This window comes from Mesorhizobium sp. NZP2234, assembly GCF_013170765.1.
GTDB classification, from domain to species: domain Bacteria; phylum Pseudomonadota; class Alphaproteobacteria; order Rhizobiales; family Rhizobiaceae; genus Mesorhizobium; species Mesorhizobium loti_D.
The window spans coordinates 1,860,503-1,885,672 of the sequence record NZ_CP033364.1 but is presented as its reverse complement, the minus strand read 5'-3'; the positions used below and the strand labels follow the sequence as shown (position 1 = coordinate 1,885,672).

Annotated in this window: 26 protein-coding genes; 21 read left to right on the top strand and 5 right to left on the bottom strand. The window is 64.0% G+C overall.

Annotation, left to right across the window (positions count from 1 at the left end):
- The first annotated feature begins 78 nt into the window (after window positions 1–78).
- From EB230_RS09245 to EB230_RS09235, 3 genes are all read left to right on the top strand, one after another.
- Complete coding sequence (locus EB230_RS09245; RefSeq protein WP_056577894.1) at window positions 79–1,632, top strand: sugar ABC transporter ATP-binding protein; 1,554 nt, start codon at window positions 79–81, stop codon at window positions 1,630–1,632.
- On the top strand, window positions 1,629–2,597 hold the full coding sequence (locus tag EB230_RS09240; protein WP_056577896.1) for an ABC transporter permease: 969 nt from the start codon (window positions 1,629–1,631) through the stop codon (window positions 2,595–2,597). Before EB230_RS09245 ends, EB230_RS09240 begins: the two co-directional genes overlap by 4 nt.
- A gap of 123 nt (window positions 2,598–2,720) precedes the next feature.
- Window positions 2,721–3,737 carry a zinc-binding alcohol dehydrogenase family protein gene (locus EB230_RS09235; protein WP_172372121.1) on the top strand — a complete coding sequence of 339 codons (1,017 nt, stop codon included), beginning with the start codon at window positions 2,721–2,723 and terminating at the stop codon, window positions 3,735–3,737.
- Between the two features lie 15 nt (window positions 3,738–3,752).
- Here the strand turns inward: EB230_RS09235 and phnF are convergent, their stop codons facing one another.
- Window positions 3,753–4,502, bottom strand: coding sequence for a phosphonate metabolism transcriptional regulator PhnF (phnF, locus tag EB230_RS09230; protein ID WP_056577962.1), 750 nt, complete (start codon window positions 4,500–4,502; stop codon window positions 3,753–3,755).
- A 120-nt stretch (window positions 4,503–4,622) separates the two neighbouring features.
- Here phnF and phnG point away from each other — a divergent pair, with 120 nt between their 5' ends.
- The 13 genes from phnG (at window position 4,623) to phnE (EB230_RS09165) (ending at window position 15,567) form a co-directional block, all read left to right on the top strand.
- The gene (gene phnG / locus EB230_RS09225) at window positions 4,623–5,084 is read left to right on the top strand and encodes a phosphonate C-P lyase system protein PhnG (protein WP_056577964.1); all 462 of its coding nucleotides are present in this window, start codon (window positions 4,623–4,625) and stop codon (window positions 5,082–5,084) included.
- Window positions 5,084–5,695 (top strand): phosphonate C-P lyase system protein PhnH, encoded by a 612-nt coding sequence (phnH, locus tag EB230_RS09220; RefSeq protein ID WP_056577898.1) that lies wholly within the window; start codon window positions 5,084–5,086, stop codon window positions 5,693–5,695. The genes phnG and phnH overlap by 1 nt, the downstream gene beginning before the upstream one ends.
- Before the next feature lie 2 nt (window positions 5,696–5,697).
- On the top strand, window positions 5,698–6,810 hold the full coding sequence (locus tag EB230_RS09215) for a carbon-phosphorus lyase complex subunit PhnI (protein WP_056577900.1): 1,113 nt from the start codon (window positions 5,698–5,700) through the stop codon (window positions 6,808–6,810).
- Window positions 6,807–7,226 carry a FosX/FosE/FosI family fosfomycin resistance hydrolase gene (gene fosX, locus EB230_RS09210; RefSeq protein ID WP_056577902.1) on the top strand — a complete coding sequence of 140 codons (420 nt, stop codon included), beginning with the start codon at window positions 6,807–6,809 and terminating at the stop codon, window positions 7,224–7,226. The genes EB230_RS09215 and fosX overlap by 4 nt, the downstream gene beginning before the upstream one ends.
- The gene (locus EB230_RS09205; RefSeq protein WP_172372119.1) at window positions 7,223–8,122 is read left to right on the top strand and encodes an alpha-D-ribose 1-methylphosphonate 5-phosphate C-P-lyase PhnJ; all 900 of its coding nucleotides are present in this window, start codon (window positions 7,223–7,225) and stop codon (window positions 8,120–8,122) included. The genes fosX and EB230_RS09205 overlap by 4 nt, the downstream gene beginning before the upstream one ends.
- Window positions 8,119–8,895, top strand: coding sequence for a phosphonate C-P lyase system protein PhnK (phnK, locus tag EB230_RS09200; protein WP_056577906.1), 777 nt, complete (start codon window positions 8,119–8,121; stop codon window positions 8,893–8,895). Before EB230_RS09205 ends, phnK begins: the two co-directional genes overlap by 4 nt.
- 69 nt (window positions 8,896–8,964) lie before the next feature.
- Window positions 8,965–9,672: a phosphonate C-P lyase system protein PhnL gene (gene phnL, locus EB230_RS09195; RefSeq protein WP_056577908.1), complete on the top strand. Its 708-nt coding sequence runs from the start codon at window positions 8,965–8,967 to the stop codon at window positions 9,670–9,672.
- Window positions 9,669–10,286: a DapH/DapD/GlmU-related protein gene (locus tag EB230_RS09190; protein ID WP_056577910.1), complete on the top strand. Its 618-nt coding sequence runs from the start codon at window positions 9,669–9,671 to the stop codon at window positions 10,284–10,286. Before phnL ends, EB230_RS09190 begins: the two co-directional genes overlap by 4 nt.
- 89 nt (window positions 10,287–10,375) lie before the next feature.
- Window positions 10,376–11,086, top strand: a complete 711-nt coding sequence (locus EB230_RS09185; RefSeq protein WP_056577911.1) for a DUF1868 domain-containing protein — start codon at window positions 10,376–10,378, stop codon at window positions 11,084–11,086.
- Between the two features lie 130 nt (window positions 11,087–11,216).
- Window positions 11,217–12,074 carry a phosphonate ABC transporter ATP-binding protein gene (gene phnC, locus EB230_RS09180; protein WP_056577913.1) on the top strand — a complete coding sequence of 286 codons (858 nt, stop codon included), beginning with the start codon at window positions 11,217–11,219 and terminating at the stop codon, window positions 12,072–12,074.
- Between the two features lie 100 nt (window positions 12,075–12,174).
- On the top strand, window positions 12,175–13,083 hold the full coding sequence (gene phnD, locus EB230_RS09175) for a phosphonate ABC transporter substrate-binding protein (RefSeq protein ID WP_056577916.1): 909 nt from the start codon (window positions 12,175–12,177) through the stop codon (window positions 13,081–13,083).
- A gap of 55 nt (window positions 13,084–13,138) precedes the next feature.
- Window positions 13,139–14,110 (top strand): phosphonate ABC transporter, permease protein PhnE, encoded by a 972-nt coding sequence (gene phnE, locus EB230_RS09170; RefSeq protein WP_172372117.1) that lies wholly within the window; start codon window positions 13,139–13,141, stop codon window positions 14,108–14,110.
- 89 nt (window positions 14,111–14,199) lie between these two features.
- A complete protein-coding gene (gene phnE / locus EB230_RS09165) occupies window positions 14,200–15,567 on the top strand; it encodes a phosphonate ABC transporter, permease protein PhnE (RefSeq protein WP_056577966.1) in 1,368 nt (455 codons plus the stop codon).
- 153 nt (window positions 15,568–15,720) lie between these two features.
- On the opposite strand, the gene EB230_RS09160 is transcribed toward phnE (EB230_RS09165), so the two are convergent.
- The 3 genes from EB230_RS09160 to EB230_RS09150 all read right to left on the bottom strand — a co-directional run bounded on the left by EB230_RS09160 (window position 15,721) and on the right by EB230_RS09150 (window position 19,170).
- Entirely contained in the window at window positions 15,721–16,572 is an 852-nt protein-coding gene (locus EB230_RS09160) for a sugar phosphate isomerase/epimerase (RefSeq protein ID WP_056577920.1), read from the bottom strand.
- 210 nt (window positions 16,573–16,782) lie between these two features.
- Window positions 16,783–17,970 carry a Gfo/Idh/MocA family oxidoreductase gene (locus tag EB230_RS09155; RefSeq protein ID WP_172372115.1) on the bottom strand — a complete coding sequence of 396 codons (1,188 nt, stop codon included), beginning with the start codon at window positions 17,968–17,970 and terminating at the stop codon, window positions 16,783–16,785.
- A 144-nt stretch (window positions 17,971–18,114) separates the two neighbouring features.
- Window positions 18,115–19,170: a sugar phosphate isomerase/epimerase gene (locus EB230_RS09150; protein WP_056568335.1), complete on the bottom strand. Its 1,056-nt coding sequence runs from the start codon at window positions 19,168–19,170 to the stop codon at window positions 18,115–18,117.
- 399 nt (window positions 19,171–19,569) lie between these two features.
- On the opposite strand from EB230_RS09150, the gene EB230_RS09145 reads away from it, so the two are divergent.
- From EB230_RS09145 to EB230_RS09125, 5 genes are all read left to right on the top strand, one after another.
- Window positions 19,570–20,457 (top strand): sugar phosphate isomerase/epimerase, encoded by an 888-nt coding sequence (locus EB230_RS09145; protein ID WP_010911615.1) that lies wholly within the window; start codon window positions 19,570–19,572, stop codon window positions 20,455–20,457.
- 60 nt (window positions 20,458–20,517) lie between these two features.
- A complete protein-coding gene (locus EB230_RS09140) occupies window positions 20,518–21,687 on the top strand; it encodes a mandelate racemase/muconate lactonizing enzyme family protein (RefSeq protein ID WP_056568326.1) in 1,170 nt (389 codons plus the stop codon).
- A 2-nt stretch (window positions 21,688–21,689) separates the two neighbouring features.
- Window positions 21,690–22,406 (top strand): FadR/GntR family transcriptional regulator, encoded by a 717-nt coding sequence (locus tag EB230_RS09135; protein ID WP_172372112.1) that lies wholly within the window; start codon window positions 21,690–21,692, stop codon window positions 22,404–22,406.
- A 2-nt stretch (window positions 22,407–22,408) separates the two neighbouring features.
- Window positions 22,409–23,401: a hydroxyacid dehydrogenase gene (locus EB230_RS09130; protein ID WP_246738927.1), complete on the top strand. Its 993-nt coding sequence runs from the start codon at window positions 22,409–22,411 to the stop codon at window positions 23,399–23,401.
- Window positions 23,402–23,502: 101 nt separating this feature from the next.
- On the top strand, window positions 23,503–23,820 hold the full coding sequence (locus tag EB230_RS09125) for a hypothetical protein (RefSeq protein ID WP_244494007.1): 318 nt from the start codon (window positions 23,503–23,505) through the stop codon (window positions 23,818–23,820).
- Between the two features lie 26 nt (window positions 23,821–23,846).
- Here the strand turns inward: EB230_RS09125 and EB230_RS09120 are convergent, their stop codons facing one another.
- The gene (locus tag EB230_RS09120; protein ID WP_172372108.1) at window positions 23,847–25,136 is read right to left on the bottom strand and encodes an amidase; all 1,290 of its coding nucleotides are present in this window, start codon (window positions 25,134–25,136) and stop codon (window positions 23,847–23,849) included.
- Between the last annotated feature and the right edge of the window lie 34 nt (window positions 25,137–25,170).

Sequence of the window (25,170 nt, the reverse complement as noted above, 5' to 3'; positions counted from 1 at the left end):
CTCCGGCGGGCGTTTTAAGAGCCTTGCCGCGCACCGGATTGTAAGACAAATCTGGGAGGCCAATCTGGGAGGATTGTCATGACATCGACGGCGCAAGACCTGCATCCTGCCCCCGTGCTGGAGCCCGGCAGGACGATCCTCGAACTGCGTGGCCTCGAGAAGAAATATCCGGGCACCCATGCGTTGAAGCCGGTGACGCTGGCCTTCAAGGCGGGCGAAATCCACGCCATCGTCGGCGAGAACGGCGCCGGCAAATCCACCCTGATCAAGCTCCTGACCGGCGTCATGCCGCGCACCTCCGGCGAGGTCGTCTGGGAAGGCAAACCGGCGGCGCTGGCGACCCCGCATGAAGCGATGGCGCTCGGCATCAACGCCGTGCACCAGGAAGTCGTGCTCTGCCGGCATTTGACCGTCGCCGCCAACATGTTCCTCGGCGAGGAGAATTCGCGCTTCGGCATCCTGCAGCAGCGCGCCATGGTCAAGGAAGCGCAGAAGATCATCGACGATCTCGGCTTCGATCTGCCGGCGCATGTCGTGCTCGGCGACCTCACCATAGGCCAGCAGCAGCTGATCGCCGCCGCCCGCGCCACCGTGCGCGGCACCAAATTCCTGATCTTCGACGAGCCGACCGCCTACCTCACCCGCAAGGAGGCCGACCAGCTCTTCACCCTGATCCGCCGGCTGAAGTCCGAAGGCGTGACCATCATCTACATCAGCCACCGCATGGAGGAAGTGTTCGAGCTGGCCGATCGCGTCTCCGTGCTGCGCGACGGCACGCTGGTCGGCACCAGGAACATCGGTGAGACCAACGACGCCGAACTGGTCAAGCTGATGATCAACCGTTCGATCGAGCAGGTCTACCACAAGGAACATTTCACCCCCGGCGCCGTGATCGTCGAGGCCAGGAACCTGTCGGGCAAGGGCTTCGAAAATGTCTCGATGACGGTCCGCGCCGGCGAGATCGTCGGGCTGTACGGCCTGATCGGCGCCGGACGCAGCGAGTTCGTCACCACGCTCTACGGCCGCCATCGCAAATCGGCCGGCGAGATTTTGTGGGAAGGCAAGCCGGTTCAGATCAACTCCGAGCACGACGCCATCAAGCTCGGCATGGCGCTGGCGCCGGAAAGCCGCCGCGACCAGGGCCTCTGTCTCAACCTGCCGGTCGGCCTCAATCTCAACCTGCCGATCTACAAGCGCATCTCCAACAACCTGCTGATCTCCGGCGCGCAGGAAAAGACCCAGGCCGACCGCCAGATCGCCGATCTGCGCATCAAGACGCCGACACGCAATGCGCTGGCCTCCAGCCTGTCGGGCGGCAACCAGCAGAAGATCGTCATCGGCAAATGGCTGGCGCATGGCGCCAAGCTGTTCATTTTCGACGAGCCGACAGTCGGCGTCGATGTCGGCACCAAGGCCGAGATCTACCGCCTGTTCGGTGCGCTCTTGTCGAAGGGTGCAGGCATCATCCTGATCTCGTCCTATCTGCCCGAAGTCTATGAGCTGGCCGACACGCTGCATGTGTTCCGCCGCGGCAAACTGGTGGCAACACATGGGTTCCGCACCGCCGATCACGAGGAAATTCTCACACAGGCGCTCGCCGAGAAACAAGAAAAGCTGGGAGGAAAGATATGAGCACCGAGGCGATTCCTGCCGAAAAACCCAAGCGCAACTACAACGCCCTTTTCGGGCTGACGCTGCTGGCGCTGCTGGTACTGCTCTGGGTCATCCTGTCGCTGTCGACATCGAGCTTCGCCTCGGCCAACAACATCTCGAACCTTCTGCGTCAGGGTTCGATGATCGCCATCCTGGCGGTCGGTCAGACCTTCGTCATCATCACCGGCGGTATCGATCTGTCGGTCGGTGCCGTGGTCGGTTTTGCCACCGTCATCGCCGCGATGCTGATCAATGCCGGCATACCGGTTTTCCTCGCCATCCTGATCACGCTGCTGGTCGGCGTCGCTATCGGCCTGTTCCACGGCTTTGGCATCGTCAAGATGGGCCTGCCGCCCTTCATCATCACGTTGGCGACGTTGACCTCGCTGCGCGGCATCGGCCTTTTGATGACCAACGGCAATTCGATCTCCATCAACAACGATGCCTTCCAGGAATTCTCGCGCAACTCCTTCCTTGGCGTCCCCAATTTGTTCTGGATGGTGATCCTGGTCGGCATTCCGGCCTACATCTTCCTGCATCACAGCCGCTGGGGCCGCTATCTCTTCTCGGTCGGCTCCAACGCCGAGGCCTCGCGCCTTTCCGGCGTCAACGTCCAGCGCACCATCTACATGGCCTACACGCTGTCGGGCCTCTGCGCGGCCTTTGTCGGCGTGCTCCTGGCCTCGCGCATCGGCATCGGCAACCCGACCCAGGCGGAGGGCTGGGAGCTGCAGGCGATCGCGTCCTCGGTGATCGGCGGCACCTCGCTGTTCGGCGCTGTCGGCTCGGTGCACGGCCCGTTGCTCGGCGCGTTCATTCTCGCCACCATCAACAACGGCGCCAACCTGCTCAACGTCAACGCCTTCTGGCAGCGCATCATCACCGGCGCGCTGATCATCGTCATCGTCTATTTCGACGGTCTGCGCCGCCGCGGCGGTAAATAGCAACAAACCGAAAGCGATCGCCGGCCTGTCTGAAGCATTCCAGGAAAGTGTGAAACGGTTTTCCGTGCGGAATTGCGTCAATCGTTTCAGGCCGGCGATTTCATTGGAGACTGGATTGAAAACATGAAAGCCGTCGTCTGCCGCTCGCCCGGCGAACTCGTCCTGGAAGACCGTCCCGAGCCTGGCGCGCCACCGGCCGGCTGGGCGCTGGTCGCCGTCAGCCATGTCGGCATCTGCGGCACCGACTACCACATCTTCGAGGGCAAGCACCCTTTCCTCGCGTACCCCCGCATCATGGGCCATGAGGTGTCGGGAACCATCGTCGAGACCGGCGAGGGTGTCGACCTTCCCGTTGGCGAGCCGGTCGTCATCAACCCCTACCTGTCCTGCGGCAAGTGCATCGCCTGCCGGCACGGCAAGCCGAACTGCTGCGTCAGGATCGAGGTGCTAGGCGTCCACCGCGACGGCGCCATGTGCGAAGATATTCTCGTCCCGGCGCAGAATCTCTATCCGGCCAATGGCCTGTCGCTGGCCGACGCCGCCGCCGTCGAATTCCTGGCCATCGGCGCGCACGCCGTGCGGCGCGCCCGCGCCGATCCCGGTGCCCGCACGCTGGTTATTGGCGCCGGCCCGATCGGGCTCGGCACCGCCATCTTCGCCCGCATCGCCGGGCTTGACGTGACCCTGCTTGACATGAGCAGCGAGAGGCTCGCCTTCGCCGCAACCGAACTCGGCTTCAAGACCCTTGATGGCTCGCGCGGCGCGGCGCCGGATCTGGTCAGGGAAGCGACATCAGGCGAAGGCTTCGACGTGGTCTTCGACGCCACCGGCAACACCCAATCGGTGCAGTCGGCCTTCGCCCATGTCGCCCATGGCGGGACGCTGGTGCTGGTCAGCGTCGTCAAGGACGACATCGTCTTTTCCGACCCTGAATTTCACAAGCGTGAAATGACGCTGATCGGCAGCCGCAACGCCTTGCGCGCCGACTTCGACCATGTCGCTGCCTCGATCCGCAATGGTGCCGTGCCATTGGCCAAGCTCGTCACACACCGCACCACACTCGGCGGCACCCCGCGCGATCTCGCCCGCTGGGCGCACGAGAAATCCGGCCTGATCAAGGCTATGATCGAGGTGGGGTAGCCCGCCGCCGTCGACTCACAGCGCCGACAGCTTCAACTCCACCCTCTCGGCCGGAAACCGCGATTCGGAAAACTGGATCGGCTGGCCGTCCGGGGTGACGTTGACGGCCACCGTGACCAGCACGATAGCGCCCGGTTGCAGGTCCAGGTCGGCAAGATCGGCGGCATCGGCATGGCGCGCCGACAGCACGGTCGATTGCCGGAGATAATCGTCTATCCCGAAACGAGCCAGCGACGCGGTGACAGACCCGGTCTCGGCCATCACCCTGTCGATGCCGGCGAAACGTCTGCCATCGAACCAGCCGGCAGCACGCGACACCGCCCGTCCATCGGCTTCACCGCGTGTCTCGAGCCGGATCACCTCGGCACCCCTGGCCAACCCAAGACCCTCGGCGACACGCTGGCTTGCGGGCTCGACCGATGAAGCGAGCAGCACGATATGCCGTTCCGATGTCTGCCCCTGCAGGCCTGTTGAAAAGCGCGTGCGCGCGCCGATCGGATAGGACAGCCGCTTGCGCGACAAGACGAAGGTGCCGCGCCCTTGCTCGGCCCGCAGCACCCCTTCCTGCACGAGCGTTGATATGGCGCTGCGCACCGTGTGACGGTTGACGCCATAGCGCTCGGCGAGCGCCACCTCCGGCGGCAGCGCGGCATTCTCGGCGAAATCCCCGGCGGCGATCGCCTGCAGGATCCTGTCGGCAATCTGGCGCCACAGCGAGACGCCGCTGCGCCGTTCGATACTGTCGGCTTCCTGTCGTCCGGTCATGAATTTGCCCCGCCCTTCATCGCCTGTCATCCACGCGTCATGGACTCGCGTTAGGTAATATGTATAATTTGTATAGTTGTCTATATCAATAGACAAATTTGGCAAAGAGGAATGCTGCTGATGCGAGGACAGGAAGCCCGCGACCAGGCCGAGCGCAAGGCCGCCATGGCGACTTTGGCGCAATCGAGCGGCGACGACATCGTCCGGCTCTGGAACGAGGCCGGCCTGCCCTCGCAGGCCGAACTGCTGCGTGGCCCCGAGACCGGCCTGGTGACGCTGCGCGGCCGTATCGGCGGCGGCGGTGCGCCCTTCAATGTCGGCGAGGCGACCGTCACCCGCGCCACCGTCCGGTTGCCGTCCGGTCAGGTCGGCCATTGCTACGCGCTTGGTCGCGACAAGCAGAAGGCAAGGCTGGCGGCAATAGCCGACGCGCTGTGGCAGGACCCTGCCAGCCGCGCCGAAGTCGAGACCAGGCTGATTGCGCCTCTGAGGTCGGCGCTTGCCGCTGCCAACGAAAAACGCCGCGCCGAGACGGCGGCAACGAAGGTGGATTTCTTCACCATGGTTCGCGGAGAGGACTGATGGATATCGCAGCACAATCGATCGAGGGCGGCTTCGCCGATCCGGTGTTCAACGCCCAGACCGTGTTCCGCGCAATCATGGATGCGATGGCGCGGCCAGGCAGCGTGCAGGCTTTGCCTGTCCTGGCCCGTCCGCCGGCGCCGCTCTCGGCAACGTCAGGCGCGGTGGCACTGGCGCTGTGCGACAACGACACGCCGCTCTGGCTCGACCCGGCCCTTCACACCTCCTCCGCGATCGGCTCCTGGCTTGGTTTCCACACCGGCGCGCCGCTCGCCAACACGCCGGCCGACGCGCATTTCGCGTTTGTCGCAACACCGGCCGAGATGATGGCGCTCGACGGCTTTGCGCAAGGCACGCAAGATTATCCCGACAGATCGACCACACTGATCCTCCAGGTCAGCGACCTCGCTTCAGGTGCGCCGCTCTTGCTTGAAGGCCCCGGCATCGAAACCAGCGCCGTGATCGCGCCGGCACAGATGCCGCGTCATTTCATCGAGCAGTGGAAGCAGAACAACAAGCGCTTTCCGCGCGGCGTCGACATCATCCTCGCCACATCGCAAGGCATAGCCTGCCTTCCGCGCACGACGCGTATCAAGACGATGGAGGCTTGAAGATGTATGTCGCGGTAAAGGGCGGCGAGGCCGCAATCGCCAATGCCCACAGCCTTCTCGCCGACCGCCGGCGCGGCGACCGTTCGGTGCCCGCCCTGCGCCTCGACCAGATCGTCGAGCAACTGTCGCTCGGCGTCGATCGGGTGATGAGCGAAGGCTCGCTCTATGATCGTGAACTGGCCGCACTCGCCATCGTCCAGGCGCGCGGCGACATGATCGAGGCGATCTTCCTGGTGCGCGCCTATCGCACCACGCTGCCGCGCTTCGGCTATTCGAAGCCGATCGACACCGGCACGATGCGGGTCGAGCGGCGCGTGTCGGCAACCTACAAGGACCTGCCCGGCGGCCAGCTTCTCGGCCCGACCTTCGACTACACCCACCGGCTGCTCGATCCCGAGCTTGCCGCCGGCGCCGATGTCGCCGAGCCGTTGCAGCGCGAGACGGAAGCGCAGGCCATGCCGCGCGTCTCGGCGATCCTTGCCCGCGAAGGCCTGATCGAACCGGATGGCGAGATGCCGCAGGACCACGTGCCTGGCGACATCACCCGCGAGCCGCTGGAATTCCCGATGGCGCGCGACATCCGCCTGCAGGCGCTGTCGCGCGGCGACGAGGGTTTCCTGCTGGCGCTCGGCTATTCCACCCAGCGCGGCTATGCCCGCAACCATCCCTTTGTCGGCGAAATCCGCATCGGCGAGGTTGAACTGGAACTCGACACTCCCGAACTGCCCTTCGCCGCCCCGCTCGGCACGGTGCGGGTCACTGAATGCCAGATGGTCAATCAGTTCAAGGGATCGGCCAAGGCGCCGCCGCAATTCACCCGCGGCTACGGCCTCGTCTTCGGCCAGAGCGAGCGCAAGGCGATGGCCATGGCGCTCTGCGACCGGGCTCTGCGCGCCTCCGAACTCGGCGAGGACATTGTCGCCGCCGCCCAGGACGAGGAGTTCGTCATCTCGCACTCCGACAATGTCCAGGCGACCGGCTTCGTCGAGCATCTGAAGCTGCCGCACTATGTCGACTTCCAGGCCGAACTCGACCTCGTGCGCCGTATGCGCGCCGAGTACGACGCTCGGGAGCACCCCACAAAGGTGGACGAAAAGCGGGAGGCCGCGGAATGATCGAAGGCCTGTCCCACATGACTTTCATCGTCCGCGACCTCGACCGGATGAGCGCCATCCTCGAGGGCGTCTTCGACGCGCGCGAGGTCTATGCCAGCGACGCCGACCAGTTCTCGCTGTCGCGCGAAAAATTCTTCCTGATCGGCGACATCTGGATCGCCATCATGGAAGGCGAGGCATTGCCGGAGCGCAGCTATAACCACATCGCCTTCAAGATCGATGACGCCGATTTCGACCGTTACGCCGAGCGTGTCGCCAAGCTAGGCCTCCACATGCGCCCGCCGCGTCCGCGCGTCGAGGGCGAGGGCCGCTCGATCTATTTCTACGACGACGACAACCACATGTTCGAACTGCACACCGGCACGCTTGCGGACCGGCTGGCGCGCTATGCCAAGGGATTGGAGATAGCATCATGACCGACATAGCCACCTACAACTTCGCCTATCTCGACGAGCAGACCAAAAGGATGATCCGCCGCGCGATCCTCAAGGGCATCGCCATCCCCGGCTATCAGGTGCCGTTCGCCTCGCGCGAGATGCCGATGCCCTATGGCTGGGGCACCGGCGGCGTCCAGGTCACCGCTTCGATCATAGGTCCGGATGATGTGCTGAAGGTCATCGACCAGGGCGCCGACGATACCACCAACGCGGTGTCGATCCGTGCCTTCTTCAAGAAGGTCGCCAATGTCGCTGTCACCACCGATACCGCCAGCGCCACCGTCATCCAGACCCGCCACCGCATTCCCGAACATCCGCTGACCGCGGGCCAGGTGCTGGTCTACCAGGTGCCGATCCCCGAGCCGCTGCGCTTCCTCGAGCCGCGCGAGACCGAAACGCGAAAAATGCATGCGCTGGAGGAATACGGCCTCATGCATGTGAAGCTTTACGAGGACATCGCCAAGCATGGCCGCATCGCCACCACCTATGCCTATCCGGTGAAGGTCGAAGGCCGCTATGTCATGGATCCCTCGCCGACGCCGAAATTCGACAATCCCAAGATGCACCGCTCGCCTGCCCTGCAGCTGTTCGGCGCCGGTCGCGAAAAGCGTATCTACGCGGTGCCGCCCTTCACCGATGTTGTCAGCCTGGACTTCGAGGACCACCCCTTCGAGGTGCAGACCTTCGACCAGCCCTGCGCGCTGTGCGCCGCCGAGAACGTGTATCTCGACGAGGTCATCCTCGACGACCACGGCGGCCACATGTTCGTCTGCTCCGACACCGACCACTGCGAGAAGCGGCGAGCCGACGGCCATCGCGGCCACCTTGCCCCCGATGCCGATCATGCCTCGGAAAAAATGGAGCCGGCACAATGACCGACGAACCGTTGCTGCGCGTCTCGGCGCTCTCCAAATTCTACGGTTCGCGCGTCGGCTGCGACAACGTCACCTTCGACCTGTGGCCGGGCGAGGTCCTGGCTGTCGTCGGCGAATCCGGTTCCGGCAAGACGACGCTGCTCAACTGCTTGTCGACGCGGCTCTTACCTTCCTCCGGCACCGCCAGCTACCGCATGCGCGACGGCCAGTTTCGTGAGCTCTACCGCATGAGCGAGGCCGAGCGCCGCTTCTTGATGCGCACCGACTGGGGCTTTGTCCACCAGAACCCGGCCGATGGCCTGCGCATGACGGTGTCGGCCGGCGCCAATGTCGGCGAACGGCTGATGGCGGTCGGCGACCGCCACTACGGCAAGATCCGCGCCACGGCCGTCGACTGGCTGTCACGCGTCGAGATCGAGGAAGACCGCATCGACGACGAGCCGCGCGCCTTTTCCGGCGGCATGCGCCAGCGCCTGCAGATCGCCCGCAACCTCGTCACCGGCCCACGGCTGGTGTTCATGGATGAGCCGACGGGCGGCCTCGATGTCTCGGTGCAGGCGCGACTGCTTGATCTCCTGCGCGGACTGGTCACCGATCTTGGTCTCGCGGCCATCGTCGTCACCCACGACCTTGCCGTCGCACGTCTTCTCTCCCAGCGCATGATGGTGATGAAGGACGGCCGCGTCGTCGAAAGCGGACTCACCGACCGCGTGCTCGATGATCCGCGCGCGCCTTACACGCAGCTTCTCGTTTCCTCGATTCTGCAGGTGTAGCCGCATGATCCCGAAAAGTGGAAGCCGGTTTTCGGACCGGATCATGCGGCAAGACAAAGGACACTGATCATGCCAACCCCGCTCGTTGTTTCCGACGTCGCCAAGAGCTTCACCATGCACCTGCGCGACGGCATCAAGCTGCCCGTCGTCGCTGGTGTCTCATTCTCGATCAAGGCTGGCGAATGCACGGTGCTCGGCGGTCCGTCCGGTGCCGGCAAGAGCTCGATCCTGAAAATGCTCTACGGCAACTATGCCGCCGATGAAGGTCAGATCATCGTCAGTCACGAGGACGGGCTGATCGATCTCGCCAATGCCAGCCCGCGCACCGTGCTTGCCGTGCGCCGGCAAACGATCGGCTATGTCAGCCAGTTCCTGCGCACCGTGCCGCGCGTTTCGGCGCTTGATGTCGTCGCGGAGCCATTGGTCGAACGCGGCGAGGAGCGCGAGGCGGCCAGAGGCAAGGCGCGCGCACTGTTGGCAAAGCTCAACCTGCCGGAAAAACTCTGGGCGCTGCCGCCAGCGACCTTCTCCGGCGGTGAGCAACAGCGCGTCAACATCGCGCGCGGCTTCATCACCGAACACCCGATCCTGCTGCTCGACGAGCCGACCGCCTCGCTCGATGCCACCAACCGCGACGTGGTGATCGAACTCATCGCCGCCAAGAAGGCGGCTGGCGTCGCCCTCCTCGGCATCTTCCACGATCACGATGTGCGCGAGGCGGTTGCCGACCGCATCATCGACGTCACCGCCTTTGCTCCGGGAAAACTCGCCGCATGACCAGGAAATTGTCGGAGACGCCGCTGGTCCACCCGACGGCGGAGGTGCACAACTCGACGCTTGGCCGCTGGACCGAGATCGCCGACCGCAGCCGGGTTTCGGAAAGCGAGCTCGGCGATTATTCCTACATGATGCAGGATTGCGCCGTCTGGTGCGCGACGATCGGCAAGTTCGCCAACATCGCCGCAAGCGTGCGCCTCAACGCCACCAATCACCCGACCTGGCGGCCGACGCTGCACCATTTCACCTACCGCGCCTCGGACTATTGGGACGATGCCGAGCATGAGAGCGAGTTCTTCGCCCAGCGCCGCGCCAAGCGCGTCAGCATCGGCCACGACACCTGGCTCGGTCACGGTTCGACCGTCCTGCCCGGCGTTAGTGTCGGCGATGGCGCCGCGGTCGGCGCCGGCGCCGTCGTGTCGAAGGATGTCGCGCCCTACACCATCGTCGCCGGCGTGCCGGCAAGGCCGATCCGCGAGCGCTTCGACCGCCGCACCGCCGAACGCTACCAGGCGCTTGCCTGGTGGGACTGGGACCATGCCAGGCTGCGCGCGTCACTTGATGATTTTCGCGAGCTTTCGGCCGAGGCCTTCCTGGAGAAATACGAGGGGTAGGTGAATCCCCACATCATCGTCATCGGGGAGCCTGTTCACATCCTTGACACAGGACTCGGACAGGACGCCATCTCCCCAAGGAGATAGCCATGCCCGACACCCTCAGACCCTCGCTCGCCGGATTCTTTGCCGGCTCCAATCCGACCCCACCGACGCATCTCGGTACCCGGTACGACACATCGGGCAATTTCCTGACCGAGCCAGGCAACACCGTCGTCAGCCATCTGGTCGGAGGTTCGCCATCCGAGGCCGTGGTGCTTGGCGTGCGTGAGAAGATGCTGGCGATGCCTGACGCCCACCGGCTCGCCTTCACGCCCGTCTCCAGCCTGCACATGACGCTGTTCCAGGGCATCATCGAATATCGCCGCCGCCTGCCCTTCTGGCCGCACGACGTGCCGCTAGACACCAGCATCGATGCGATGACTCGCCTCTATCTGGAGCGCCTGAAGGGCTTCAAGGGCTTCGGCCCCTTCAACATCAAGGTGATCGAGGTCGTGCCGACCGGCCTCACCGTTGCCGGCGCGACGGACGAGGATGTGCGCATCATGCGTCAATGGCGCGATGCGCTGGCGGTGCCGTTCGGCTACCGGCATCCCGATCACGACACATACGTCTTCCACATCACCTTCGCCTACCAGATCCAGCGTCTCGCCGACGACAGGGCCGCGGCCTGGCAGGCACTGTTCGACGATTGCCTGGCGCTTTTCGCAAGGCAGGCTCCGATAATCGAGATCAAGGCGCCCGCCCTCTGCGCCTTCCGCGACATGAAGCATTTCGAGGAATTGCTGGTGCTCGGCTGATTGCCCGCAAGTCGCCGTTCGCCAAGCCTGTGGAGTGTAACAAAACTGACATGCTGGCGACACGGCAGGTTCATGTGGCTGCGTTAGGCGAATGCCTGACGATCAATATGGACCGGACTGGAACCAGCCCATGTCAGCAAGCCCTGCCACGCTCGAAATCCGCGGTGTCAGCCGACGATTTGGCAAGAACACCGCCGTCAGCGACGTCACCATCTCGATCCCGCAGGGTCAGATGGTCGGCGTCATCGGCCGTTCGGGCGCTGGCAAATCGACCCTTCTTCGCATGATCAACCGTCTCGTCGACCCCAGCCAGGGGTCGATTTGTTTTGACGGCGCCGAGGTCTCCCAGTTGCGCGGCTCACCGCTGCGGCGCTGGCAGCGCGATTGCGCCATGATCTTCCAGCAGTTCAACCTGGTGCCGCGCCTCGACGTGCTGACCAACGTGCTGCTCGGCAAGTTGAACCATCGTTCGACCCTGTCCAACCTTCTCGGCATGTTCTCGCGCGCCGAATGCGCCGAGGCGGTCGCGGCCCTGGAGCGGCTCGACATCGCCCGTACCGCCTTGCAGCCCGCCGGCACGCTGTCCGGCGGACAGCAGCAGCGCGTCGCTATCGCCCGCGCCATGATGCAGCAGCCCAAGGTTATCCTCGCCGACGAGCCGATCGCCTCGCTCGACCCGCTCAACGCCAAGGTGGTGATGGATTCCCTGCAGGACATCAATCTGCGCGAAGGCATCACCGTCGTCACCAATCTGCATACGCTCGATACCGCGCGCGCCTATTGCAACCGCATAATCGGCATGGCCGCCGGCAAGGTCGTCTTCGACGGTCCACCCGAGGAACTGAACCGCGAGGCCGTGCGCCTCGTCTATGGCGCCGACAGCAACGGCGCAGAGATATCGGAGGCCATCACCTCCACCAGCGTTGCCTTCAAGCAAAAGATCGCAGCATCCGCCGGACCGCTCGAACCTGCTTTCCCAGGTTACTGAGTTCAAGAAAGAGCGGCTGGATCGTCCGCCCGCGTCAAGGGCACTTGTCAAGATCAAGAACGCTGCCGGCGCGGGGCCGGAACTTACAGGAGAGACATCAATGTTCAGGAAGATGGTTTTGAGCGCCGTTTCGGTGCTCGCGATGGCGACCAACATGGCCCACGCGGCCGACATGAAGGAATTCCGTGTCGGTATCCTCGGCGGCGAGAACGAAACCGACCGCCTGCGCAACTACCAGTGCCTGGCCGATCACCTGAAGGCCGAATTCGGCTTCGAGAAGGTCTCGCTGTTCCCGGCCGCCGACTATGACGGCGTCATCCAGGGCCTGCTCGGCGGCACCCTCGACTTCGCCGAACTCGGCGCCTCCGGCTATGCCAGCGTCTATCTCAAGGACCCCAAGGCGGTCACCCCGATCCTCACCACCAAGCAGACCGACGGCTCCACCGGCTATTACTCGATCGGCCTGGCGCTGAAGACCTCGGGCATCACCGACATCAAGTCCGCGAAGGGCAAGAAGCTCGGCTATGCCGATCCGGACTCCACCTCCGGCTACCTGATCCCGCTGACCCAGATCCCGAAGGACACCGGCGCGTCGAACGAAACCTTCTTCGCCTCGACCCAGTTCAACGGCGGCCACGAGAACAACATCCTGGCCGTACGCGACGGCAAGGTTGACGTGGCGGTGGACGATTCCTCCGGCATCGGCGATTTCAAGAACGGCTTCACCTCGGGCACCTTCCACAAGGTCGTCGCCAAGGGCGCCGTCGACCCGAACGACTTCGTCGAAGTCTGGCGCTCGGGCCTGATTCCGAATGGCCCGCTGGTCGTGCGCACGGCGATCGGTGAGGACATGACCGCCAAGCTCGCCGCCTTCTTCACCGAACTCCCGACCAAGGACAAGGCTTGCTTCGAAGGCGTCGAAGGCGGCGATTTCACCGGCTATGTGCCGGTGAAGCCGGACTTCTACAACGTCATCGTCGAAGCCCGTAAGGCAGCCATCGGCGGCTAACGGCGAAATTGCAGGGGGCGGTACCTCAGGTACCGCCCTTTTTGCATCTCCGACCATGACCCTCTCCGTGACAGCCCCCTCTTTGACAACGCCGTCTGGCGCCGCCCATCAGATGGCCGATGCCTGGCGACGCCAGACGTCGCTGCGCCGGTTTTATACCGTGCTCGGCGTCGGCCTGCTTCTCGCCGCGATGCTGGCAAGCATGTGGTTCGCCGACGAAGCCAATGCCGGCCATTTCTTCGACCGGCTGCCGCATATTCTGGATTTCCTGAGCTGGCTCGTCCCCAAGGACTGGAACGACGTCTGGCGGGCGCTCTTCGATATTGCCTCGCCGCACGACAACGGCTCACAGGAATTCAACTTTCCGCTTGGCCGCGTCTATGTCTGGGGCGGTTTCTACGTCCCCGAATATTTCGAGCTTATGTTGACCACGGTCAACGTGGCGCTCGTCTCGACCGTCATCGGCTTCGTCCTCGCCGTGCCATTCTCCTTCATCGCGGCGCGCAACCTGACGCCGCACCCGCTGCTGCGGCTGGTCGTCAAGCGCGTCATGGAACTGCTGCGCGCCTTTCCGGAGATCGTCATCGCCGGCCTGTTCGCGGCAATCGTCTCCATCGGCCCGATCGCGGCCATCATCGCCATCGGCCTGCATTCGATCGGCGCGCTCGGCAAGCTGTTCTACGAGATCAACGAAAACATCGACATGCGGGCCGAGGAAGGCCTGCGCGCAGTGGGCGCCAACTGGTTCGAGCGGGTGCGCTTCGCCGACCTGCCGCAGGTCCTGCCCAATTTCATGTCCTACACATTGCTGCGCGTCGAGATCAACGTCCGCGCCTCCACCATCATCGGCGCCGTCGGTGGCGGCGGCATCGGCGAGGAATTGAAGCTTTCCATCTCACGCGGCTTCGGCGCCAAGACGCTGGCGCTGGTGCTTCTCCTGTTCACCACCATCTTCATCATCGACCAGTTTTCCGCCTGGCTGCGCCGCAAGCTGGTTGGCGAACAGGCCTTCATGATGGGCGCTTAGACCATGATCCCGAAAAGTGGCATCCGGCTTTCCCGGACAAACGGGAACCGTTTTGTCCAAGAGATCATGGTCAAATGGAAAGAGAAATCATGGCTTCCATGACCGCAGACGAGATCCTGTCGATCGAGGAGCGCTACCCTCAAGTGTTCCGGCGCCCGCTGTACAAGCGCTTCTCGCCGCTGTTCCTGTTCGCCGGCATCCTGCTTTACCTCGTCTATGTCCTCTGGTTCTTCAACCTGCCGCAGGTGCTGCGGGAGTCGCATTGGGAGCGCCTGCCGCTCTTCCTGACGCAGTGGATCAGCTACGACCTGCAGCCGGAATTCCGCCTCGACCAGCCTGAGATCACGCCGAAATATCCGCGCTTCTCGGCACTCGGCGAGAATCCCAACCCCGACTGGGTGATGAAAAATCCGGACGGCACCTATACGATCCTGATCGACGGGCCGGCGAAATCCGTCACTTTCGACAAGACTCGGGCGACGATCACGGCCAACGGCCAGACGGTTCCCGTCCTGTTGACCAGCGGTAAGCCGGTCGTCCAGGGTCCGGTGCCCGAATGGGTGACGGCGCATGACGACGAAGTGGTCGCTAAGATGGGCTTCGTCGGCGAGGTCCGCGTCACCGTCGACCGCGTCAAGGTGCGCAAGCGCTTCCTCGGCTGGGCGAACTTCGTTTTCGACACCCGCTCACCCTTCTTCGGCAAGCCGGCCGGCGAGGTGATCTCGCTCCTCATGTCCGGCCCCGAACTCAAGCCCGGCACCTCGAACCTTGCGCTCGCCGCCGACAACATCTGGAACAATGCCCAGTGGCAGCATGGCGACGTCTGGACGAAGCTGCTGCAGACCATCGTCATGGCGTTTCTGGGCACGCTGCTCGGCGGCATCGTCGCCTTTCCGCTTGCCTTCTTCGCCGCCCGCAACATCACGCCGAGCGGCGTGCTCGGCCAGGTCCTCAAGCGCTTCTTCGACTTCATGCGCTCGGTCGACATGCTGATCTGGGCCTTGTTCTTCACCCGCGCCTTCGGCCCTGGCCCGCTGGCCGGCAGTGCGGCGATCTTCTTCACCGAGATCGGCACGCTCGGCAAAACCTATTCCGAGGCCCTGGAAAATATCGACGACAAGCCGCGCGAAGGCGTGGTTTCAACCGGCGCCAACGGCCTTCTGGTGCAGCGCTACGGCGTCATGCCGGAAGTCATCCCCGTGTTCATCAGCCAGACGCTTTACCAGTGGGAATCCAACACCAGGGGCGCCACCATCATCGGCGCGGTCGGGGCCGGCGGCATCGGCCTGAAACTCTGGGAAGCCATGCGCACCAACTCCAACTGGGCCAATGTCTTCTACATGGTGCTTTTGATCCTGCTGGTCGTCTTCATCTTCGACAACATCTCGAACTTCCTGCGCCGGCGGCTGAGCCGCACCATCCACGACTACAACCGGATCCAGGCCGAGCAGGGGTAGCGATCTCGGCATCTCAGGCATGTTGAGATTCGGGTCAGGCCGCGTCGAAAAGGCTGGGTTACGAGAACCGGAGCGGAGCGTACTTTTGGGTACGTGAGCACCGGAAGCGCAGGAACCCCGCATCTGCAGGCCGGCCTCACCCGAATATCGACCCTAAGCGGCCTTCTTCCACCCGTTCCTGATATGCTTGTAGCCCTCGCGATAAACCGCTTCCGGCGTTTCCGAGAAATCGCGCCACACCTTGGTCGCGGCCGCCAAATCCTTTAGCGAGCGGCCGAACGACTCGATCGTCAGCCAGTCGTCATAGCCGCTCTTGCGGATCGCCGCGAACGTCTCTTTCCACGGAATATTGCCGCGCCCCGGCACGCCGCGATCGTTTTCCGATATGTGGATGTGCACGACATTCCTGCGGTGCTTCGTATAGGCGCCGATCGGATCGGCCTCCTCGATATTGGCGTGGAAAGTGTCGTACATCGCCTTGATGTGCGGCCGGTCGATGGCGTCGATGTGTTCCGAGAGATCGGCCATCGTGTTGAGGAGATAACATTCGAAGCGGTTCAGCGCCTCGAGCCCGATGGCGACATTCTTCTTGCCGGCATGGTCGCCGATGGTGCGCTGCGAGGAAACCGAGCGCTTCTTCTCCGCCGCCGTCGGCCCGGAACCCGAAAAGGCGCCGAGTGTCGAATGCAGCGGCCCGCTCAGCGTCCTTGCGCCAAGCGCATCGGAGCAATCGATGGCCCATTTCATGTAATCGACGCCGGCCCTGCGCGTCGCGGCGTCGGCTGAGATCAGGTTCATCGAGGGATCGCCCATGGCGGAGACGGCCGTGCGTTCCAGACCGATGCGATCGAGCAGGTCGCCGAGCTTCTTGTAGTCGTCCGGCGCACCGACGAAGATGGGTATCTCAACGCCGTCGAAGCCGGTTGCCTTGATGTCGCGCAGCAGCGGCTCGTGCTTCTTCGATACGGCCGTGGTCCACAAAAACATGCACATGCCGATTTTCATCGACGCCTCCCCTTTTTGATGGCGCGCCGGCTGTTGCCTCCAGCTCTGCGCCAGGCAGTCCCCTCATCCGGCCGTTTCGCGGCCACCCTCTCCCGAAGGGAGAAAAGACTTGGCACTGGCGCCGGTCACCTCCTCTCCCGTGGGGAGAGGTCGGATTGCCCCGAATTACCCTTTGCAATTCGGCTGGCAATCAGCGTGAGGGGCGCGCGCCTAAAGCTTCGTCCACGCCCCATTCTTCTTGGAAGACTTCACGCAGGCCTCGATGAAGGCCATGCCTTCGACGCCATCCTCGATGGTCGGGAAGACCACATCCCTAGCCGGCTTGCCGCCCTTGCGGCGCGCCGCGCGGATGGCGCGCGCGGCCTCCTGATAGATGTTGGCGAAGCCTTCGAGATAGCCCTCGGGATGGCCCGACGGCACCCGGCTGACACGGCCCGCCACCGGCAGCGCGCCGGCGCCATTGCGGGTGATCAATTGCTTGGGCTGGCCGAACGGCGTGTACCAGAGATAGTTCGGGTCGGCCTGCACCCATTCCAGCCCGCCCTTCGAACCATAGATGCGCAGCTTCAGCCCGTTTTCGTGTCCGGGCGCCACCTGGCTGGCCCAGATCATGCCCTTGGCCGGATGCGCCTTGCCCGGCGCCTTGAAGCGCAGCATGACGTTGACATTGTCGTCGAGCTGCCGACCCGGCACGAAGGCGTCGAGATCGGCCGACAGCGAATCCAGCTCCAGTCCGGAAACGAAGCGGGCGAGATTGTAGGCATGCGTGCCGATGTCGCCCAGCGCGCCGCCGGCGCCCGCCTGCTTGGGATCGCCTCGCCATGACGCCTGCTTCTGGCCTGTCGCGGCAAGGTCCTCGGTCAGCCAGTCCTGCGGGTACTCCGATTGCACGATGCGGATGTCGCCGAGCACGCCCTTGGCCACCATTTCGCGCGCCTGCCGCACCATCGGATAGGCGGTGTAATTGTGGGTGAGCACGAACACCTTGCCGGTCTTCTCGACGATCGCCGCCAGCTTCTTCGCTTCGGCCAGTGTCGTTGCCAGCGGCTTGTCGCAGATGACGTGGATGCCGGCCTCGAGAAAGGCCTTGGCTGCAGGCACGTGCACGTTGTTGGGCGTGACGATCGCCACCGCCTCGATGCCGTCGGGGCGTTTCGCCTCGGCCTTGGCCATCTCGGCATAGGACGCGTAGCTGCGCTCCGGATCGAGGCCGAGTTCGACCGCCGACGCCTTGGCACGCGCCGGATCGGACGACAGGGCGCCCGCGACCAGCACGAAATCATTGTCCATGCGCGCCGCGATGCGATGCACCGCGCCGATGAAGGCGCCCTGCCCGCCACCCACCATGCCGTAGCGGATCGGGCCGCCTCCCGCTTCCGCCTTCGATGCGCCGACCATGTCTCTCTCCCTCGTGCTATTACCCCTCCTCGAGGAGGGGTCGATCCGCGCAGCGGATCTGATGGGTCGTAAAGGGCGGAGTTCGGGATGAACCGACCCAGCCACTCGGAGCACCCTCCCCTCGAGGGGGAGGGAAAAGTCGCGCTAGATGCCCATCATCGAGCGCAGCAGCTTCTTGTCGGTGGTGCCGCCGGCAAAGTCGTCGAATGCCTTTTCCGTCACGCGGATGATGTGGTGCTGGATGAAGGGCGCGCCTTCGGCCGCGCCGTCTTCCGGATGCTTCAGGCAGCACTCCCACTCCAGCACCGCCCAGGAATCATAATTGTACTGCGTCAGCTTGGAGAAGATGCCGCCGAAATCCACCTGCCCGTCACCAAGCGAGCGGAAGCGGCCGGCGCGGTTGGTCCAGCTCTGATAGCCGGAATAGACGCCTTGCCGGCCGGTCGGGTTGAACTCGGCATCCTTTACGTGGAACGCCTTGATGCGCTCGTGGTAGATGTCGATGAATTCGAGATAGTCGAGCTGCTGCAAGAGGAAGTGCGACGGGTCGTAGTTGATGTTGCAGCGCTTGTGGCCGCCGACCGCATCGAGGAACATCTCGAAGGTGGCGCCGTCGAACACGTCCTCGGAAGGATGAATTTCGTAGCCGACATCGACGCCATTGTCCTCATACACATCGAGGATCGGCTTCCAGCGTTTGCCGAGTTCGCCAAAGGCCTCCTCGATCAGTCCGGCCGGCCGCTGCGGGAAGGGATAGAGGTAAGGGAAAGCCAGCGAGCCGGTGAACGACACCGAGGCATTCAGCCCGAGATTGCGCGATGCCTTGGCGCCGAACTTCATCTGCTCGACCGCCCATTTCTGCCGCGCCTTGGGATTGTTGTGGACCGAGGCCGGCGCGAAGCCGTCGAACTGCGTATCATAGGCCGGATGGACCGCCACCAACTGCCCCTGCAGATGCGTCGACAGTTCGGTGATCTCGACGCCGGCATCGGCACAGATGCCCTTGACCTCGTCGCAATAGGTCTTGGAAGAAGCTGCCTTCTTGAGGTCGAACAGGCGCCCGTCCCAGGTCGGGATCTGCACGCCCTTATAGCCGAGACCGGCGGCCCATTTGGTGATCGAGGCCAGCGAATTGAATGGCGCCGCATCACCCGCGAACTGCGCCAGAAACAGCCCAGGGCCCTTCATTGTCGTTGGCATCGGCATCCTCCCTCATTTTGTCGCGACCAAGCATAGCGCCGATTGGAAGCAGGGCCAGCCATTTTGGTCTTTCGCACCAGGCGCTTTGCAGGCACTGCCATTCTGGTATTACCAAATAGCGGAATTTGGTCAAGCCTCGCAACGTATCATCAAAGCCGTCGGCAAGCTCGAAATATCGCCATATATCACAATACAATCAATGGAATAATTCGCACACGAAGTTGCGCTTCCGCGCTTCTTGCCGTTCCAGGAAATTTGCTGTAGACCTCACTTCAGGCCCAATTGGTCGAACCAGTTTGCAGGAAAAGGCTGGGGGTGCCTTGGGGAGGAACCCTTGCGTCGCCTTTCGGCGATGCATGTCGCAGGCAAACCATACGGACGAATTGGGAAGGACAGACCATGCATCTTTCGACGCACAACTGGATGCGCGCGGAACCCTTGGAGACGACCCTAAAGCGCATCAAGAAGTTCGGCTATGAGTCGATCGAGATTTCCGGTGAGCCCGAACAGTACAAGACCAAGGAGACGCGGGCGCTGCTGAAGGAGCATGGCATCCGCTGCTGGGGCGCGGTGACCTTGATGCTGGGCGAACGCAACCTTGCCGCCAAGAACCAGGGCCAGCGCGAGCGCTCGGTGCAGTACGTCAAGGACGTCCTGACCATGGTCAGCGAACTCGACGGCGAGATCATCACGCTGGTTCCGGCAACGGTCGGCAAGGTAGTGCCGGACGGCACCGAGGAAGAGGAATGGAAGTGGGTGGTCGACGCGACCCGCGAGTGCTTCACCCATGCCAAGAAGGTCGGCGTCAAGATCGCGGTCGAGCCGCTCAACCGCTTCGAGACCTACCTGTTCAATCGTGGCGCCCAGGCGCTGGCGCTGGCCGATGCCGTGAGCCCCGAATGCGGCGTCTGCCTCGACGCCTACCACATCCACATGGAGGAATTTAACGTCTACGACGCCATCCGTAAGGTCGGAAAGCGCCTGTTCGACTTCCATGTCGCCGACAACAACCGCTTCGCCGCCGGCCTTGGCCAAATCGACTGGCCGAAGATCGTCGCCACCTTGAAGGAAGTGGGCTACGACGGCGCGCTGACCAACGAGTTCGTCGCCCCGGTCGACCGCACGCCGGCGGCGCCCTATCCCGAAATGGTCGAGCGCCACCCGGTCGATATCTCGCCGGAGCAGCTGAAGTTCATCCAGGATCACGGCTCCAGCGTGCTCACCGAGAAATTCTACACCGACCAGATGCGCATCACCGCCGAAACGCTGCTGCCGCTGATCAAGTAGTCGATAGCTTTTGGGAAATTTGCCCTCCCGCCCTGACCGGCGGCAGGGCTGGGGAAAGACATGCGCATCAAGACCGTCCAAGCCTGGTGGGTCCGCATCCCGATCGAAGCCGCTCGGCAGCACCGCAGCGATTTCGGCCAGGTGACGACCTTCGACGCCGCCATCCTGCGCATCGAAACCGATGACGGGCTGGTCGGCTGGGGCGAAGGCAAGAACGCCGCCGGCAGCGCCGGCAGCTACGGCGCCCTCGTCCACATGCTGAACCATGAGGTCGGTCCGCAGCTGATCGGCCGCGATCCGGCCGATATCGGAATCATCTGGGAGATGCTCTACAATGGCGTGCGCCACGACAGTGCCGCGCGCACCGGCCACGCCATGCCGCAGCTGGCCCGGCGCGGCATGAGCATCGCCGCCATCAGCGCGATTGACATCGCGCTCTGGGACATCCTGGGCAAGTCGCTCGGCGTGCCGGTCTGGCGGCTGCTCGGCGGCCGCAAGGTCGACCGCATGCAGGCCTATGCCTCGGGCGGCTGGGCGTCCGCGGATGCCATCGGCGAGCAATTGAAATCCTACATCGCCCGGGGCGGCTTCAAGGCGCTGAAGATGCGGGTCGGCGCCATGGATGGGGCAGCACACGTCTCCGCCGCGCGTGTGCGCGCCGCACGCCAGGCGCTCGGCCCCGATGTCGAACTGATGGTCGACGCCCACGGCACCTATACGGTGGCGGAAGCCAAGCGCTTCATTCACCTTGTCAACGACCTCGATCTCGCCTGGTTCGAGGAGCCGATCATTGCCGACGACAAACCGGGCATGGCGGAAGTGCGGGCCTCCGGCGCTGTTCCGATCGCCACCGGCGAGAGCGAGGCGACGCGTTATGCCTTCCGCGATCTTGCCGTGCTCAAATCAGCCGATATCTTCCAGCCCGATCCCGCCTTCTGCGGCGGCATCAGCGAGGCGATGAAGATCGGCACCATCGCCAGCGCCTTCAACCTGCGCTTTGCGCCACATCTGTGGGCCGGCGCGCCGTGCTTCTTCGCCGGCTTGCATGTCTGCGCCGCCTCGCCGTCGAGTTTCATCGTCGAATATTCGCTAGGCGCCAACCCGATGATCCATGATCTGATCGAAGAGACTGTCGAAGCAACGGACGGTATGATAGCGATCCCGGAAAAGCCCGGATTGGGGTTCACCATTTCGGAGCGATTCCTGGAGGCGCACGCGCAACGCAGTTGACGATGAAAGAAAAGAACCTCCTCGCGGAACTCGCCGCCTATCTGTTCTCCCACTCGGACAGCGAGACCGGCCGCACGCCGTCGGAGCGTGAACTGGCCGAGCATTTCGGCGTCAGCCGCGGCCAGATCCGCGAGGCGCTGGCCATTCTGGAAGCCATGCGCATCGTCGAGCGTCGGGCGAAGTCCGGCATCTACATCGACACCAAGCAGGCGAGCGTCGAGGCGTTGGCCCTGTTCGCGCGCGCCGGGCTGCCGCTCGATCCGTTGCAGATCTACGAGACGGTCGAGTTGCGCAAGATCCATGAGATCAAGGCCGCCGAGCTTTCCTGTTCGCGCGCCACCGAGGAGAATTTCGAACGGCTGCGCGAGATCCTCAAGGCTTCCGAGGAGCGCATCGCCGCCGGCGAAGGCCTCGCCAAGGAAGACCGCGAGTTCCACCTCGAGATCGTTCGCGCCACCAAGAACAGCGTCTTCCACAACATCTGCAGCGTCTACTATCTGATGGGCGAACAGCGCCTGCCGATCTACTTCAACGATCCCGAACGCAGCGTGCGCTCGCATGCCGAGCATGTGCAGATCTACGAGGCTTTGCTGCGCCGCGACGGCAATCTCGCCCAGGCGCTGATGAGTGCCCACCTTCAAGGCGCGGAGAGCTATTGGAAGGGACTGATCGAGGGCGGCAACGCGGTTGCCGCGAGCCCGGCGCTCGAAAAGGCCTGACCGTGGTCCAGTCCGTGCCAAAGATCCTGTCGACCCATCCGCTGCACCCGCGCGCCTCGGCCAAGCTCGCCGGCGCCGGTCAACTCGTCATCGCTTCGGCCCTCGATGCCGCCACCTTGACCCGGGAGGCGAAGGATTCCGACATCGTCATCGTGCGCGCGCCGCTGCCACCAGCCCTGTTCGAGGGTGCCTGGAAGCTGCGGGCGGCGATCCGCCATGGCGCCGGGCTCGACATGATACCAATGGAAGCGGCGGCCGCCGCCGGCGTGCTGGTGGCCAACGTGCCGGCGGTCAACGCGCGCTCGGTCGCGGAGCACGTCATGTTCACCGCGCTGGCGCTGCTGCGGCAATTCCGCAGGGTCGACCGCGACCTGCGCGCAAAAGGCTGGCTCGCCGGACGCGAGCATGCCAACACCAATGTCGAGCTTGCCGGCAAGACCATCGGGATCGTCGGCCTCGGCGCCGTCGGCCAGGCCGTCGGTCATATCGCGGCGCATGGTTTCGACCTGAAAGTGGTGGCAACGACGCGCAGCATGCAGCCGGCGCCGGACAAGGTCGGCTTCCTGTCGATCGACGCGCTGGTCGAGCAGAGCGACATCATCGTGCTCTGCTGTCCGCTGACGCCGGAGACGCGTGGCCTGATCAGCCGCGAGCGTATCGCGCGCATGAAACCCAACGCGCTGCTCATCAACGTTTCGCGTGGGCCGGTCGTCGATGACGACGCCCTGATCGAGGCCTTGCGGGAGCGCCGCATCGGCGGCGCCGCGCTCGACGTGTTCTCGACGCAGCCGCTGCCGTCCAATCATCCCTATTTCGGCTTCGACAACGTCATCATCACCCCGCATATGGCAGGGATTACCGAGGAATCGATGATGCGCATGGGCGTCGGCGCGGCGAGCGAAGCCTTGCTCGTGCTGGCCGGCAAGCTGCCGGTCAATCTGCGCAATCCCGAAGTTGTCGATCATTACCGGAGACGGTTTCCGGTCGACATCTAGAGCATCGCGGTTTCGCCCCAATTCTTCGCGACGGTGCGGCCATGTCCGGTCTTCGCCTTGCATTTCTTGGTCTTGCCGCATGTTTGACTGCGGGCTTGCCCGTGCTCGCTGCGGCACAAAGCAGCGATTATGTCTACTGCAGCAATGGGATCGTCTGCATCAGGGACCCCTGCCCGTCGGGCAATGCACTCGACTTGGTCACTGGCAAGATCATCAAGGGCGTGGCGCTGAACACCACCGAATTGTCGCCGCTGAACAGATCCGAACCTGGCTTCTCCGACAAGCTCCATGCGGGAAAGCTCGTCATCCGAGGATCCATCCAGCATCGCGGTGAGCCAAACGACCCGCCGATGCTGGTCGTTACCAATGTCGAACGCGCTTCCAAGACAGGCGAACGCAAGCGCTGCGCGGCGCACTGATTGCCTATCTGAGGCACACCGCCCCGTCAGAACAGGCGCTCCACTTCGGCGGCAATCCGCAGCAGATGCCGGTCGTGGCCATTGCGCGCGACCAGCATCAGTCCGGCCGGCAGCGCCATATCAGGCATCGGCAGCGAGATCGCGCAGAGGTCGAACTGGTTGGCGACCTGTGTGTTGCGCAACAGCAGGCCTTCGACGTGGTCGCGCAACTCGGCATTCTCAGCCATGGAGACGATGGTCGGCGCCGTCACCGGCGTGGTCGGCAGCACCAGCACATCGACCGACGCCAGCCGCTCATCCATGGCGGCGACAAGCGCGCGGCGGCGGCGCAAGGCCCTGATGTAGACCGGCACCGGCAGCATTGCCGCTCGCGACAAAGGCCCGCTGACGTGCGGGTCGACCGGCACCGATGCGCCTGTCGCCAGCCAGTCGGCATGCACCTCGGCCCCCTCCATGGCAGCGATCGAGCCACGTTTGGTCGCCGCGCGCAGATCGGCGATCATGTCGTCGATCGACAGATCCGCAATGCGCGCGCCAGCCTGCTCGATCTTGCCGAGACAACGCTCGAACGACGTCATGACCTCACCGTCCGTGTCGCCGAAAAGAACGCCCCGCGGCACACCAACGCGAAGTCCCGCGAGCGACATGGCCACCAGCTCGGTCGGCGCCTCGCCGGCCATCACGGCGTCGGCGGCGGCGCATTGCACGACGGTTCGGGCAAGCGGCCCGATCGAATCCAAGGTGCCAGACAGCGGAAAGGCGCCGGCCAGCGGCACGCGCCGCGCCGTCGGCTTGAAGCCGACGACGCCATTGAGCGCGGCGGGAATGCGGATCGACCCGCCGGTGTCGGATCCGATCGAGATGTCGCTCGTTCCCTCGCCGACGGAAACGCCGGCACCGGACGACGAGCCGCCGGGGATGCGTGTGGCGTCAACGGCATTGCCTGGCGTGCCGTAGTGCATGTTGTCGCCGATCGCGGTGAAGGCGAATTCGGTCATGTTGGTCTTGCCGATGATGACCGCACCGGCCTGCCGCAGACGAAGGACAATGGCGGCGTCACCCGAAGCGGGCGCGCCGGTTCCGAGCATCAGCGAGCCGGCCCTGGTTGGCTCGCCGGCGACATCGAACAGATCCTTGATCGAGACGACGGTGCCGTCGAGCGGTCCGAGCGTCACACCGGCGCGCTTACGGGCGTCGCTGGCGTCCGCCGCGGCCCGCGCGGGTTCGACATAGAGCCTGGTGAAAACCATCTCGTCGGCAGCACGATTGGCAAGACGTGACAGGATGATTTCGAGACGGTCGCGGATGGATTGCATGTCGATGTCGGACTCCGTCAGAATGCAACGTCTT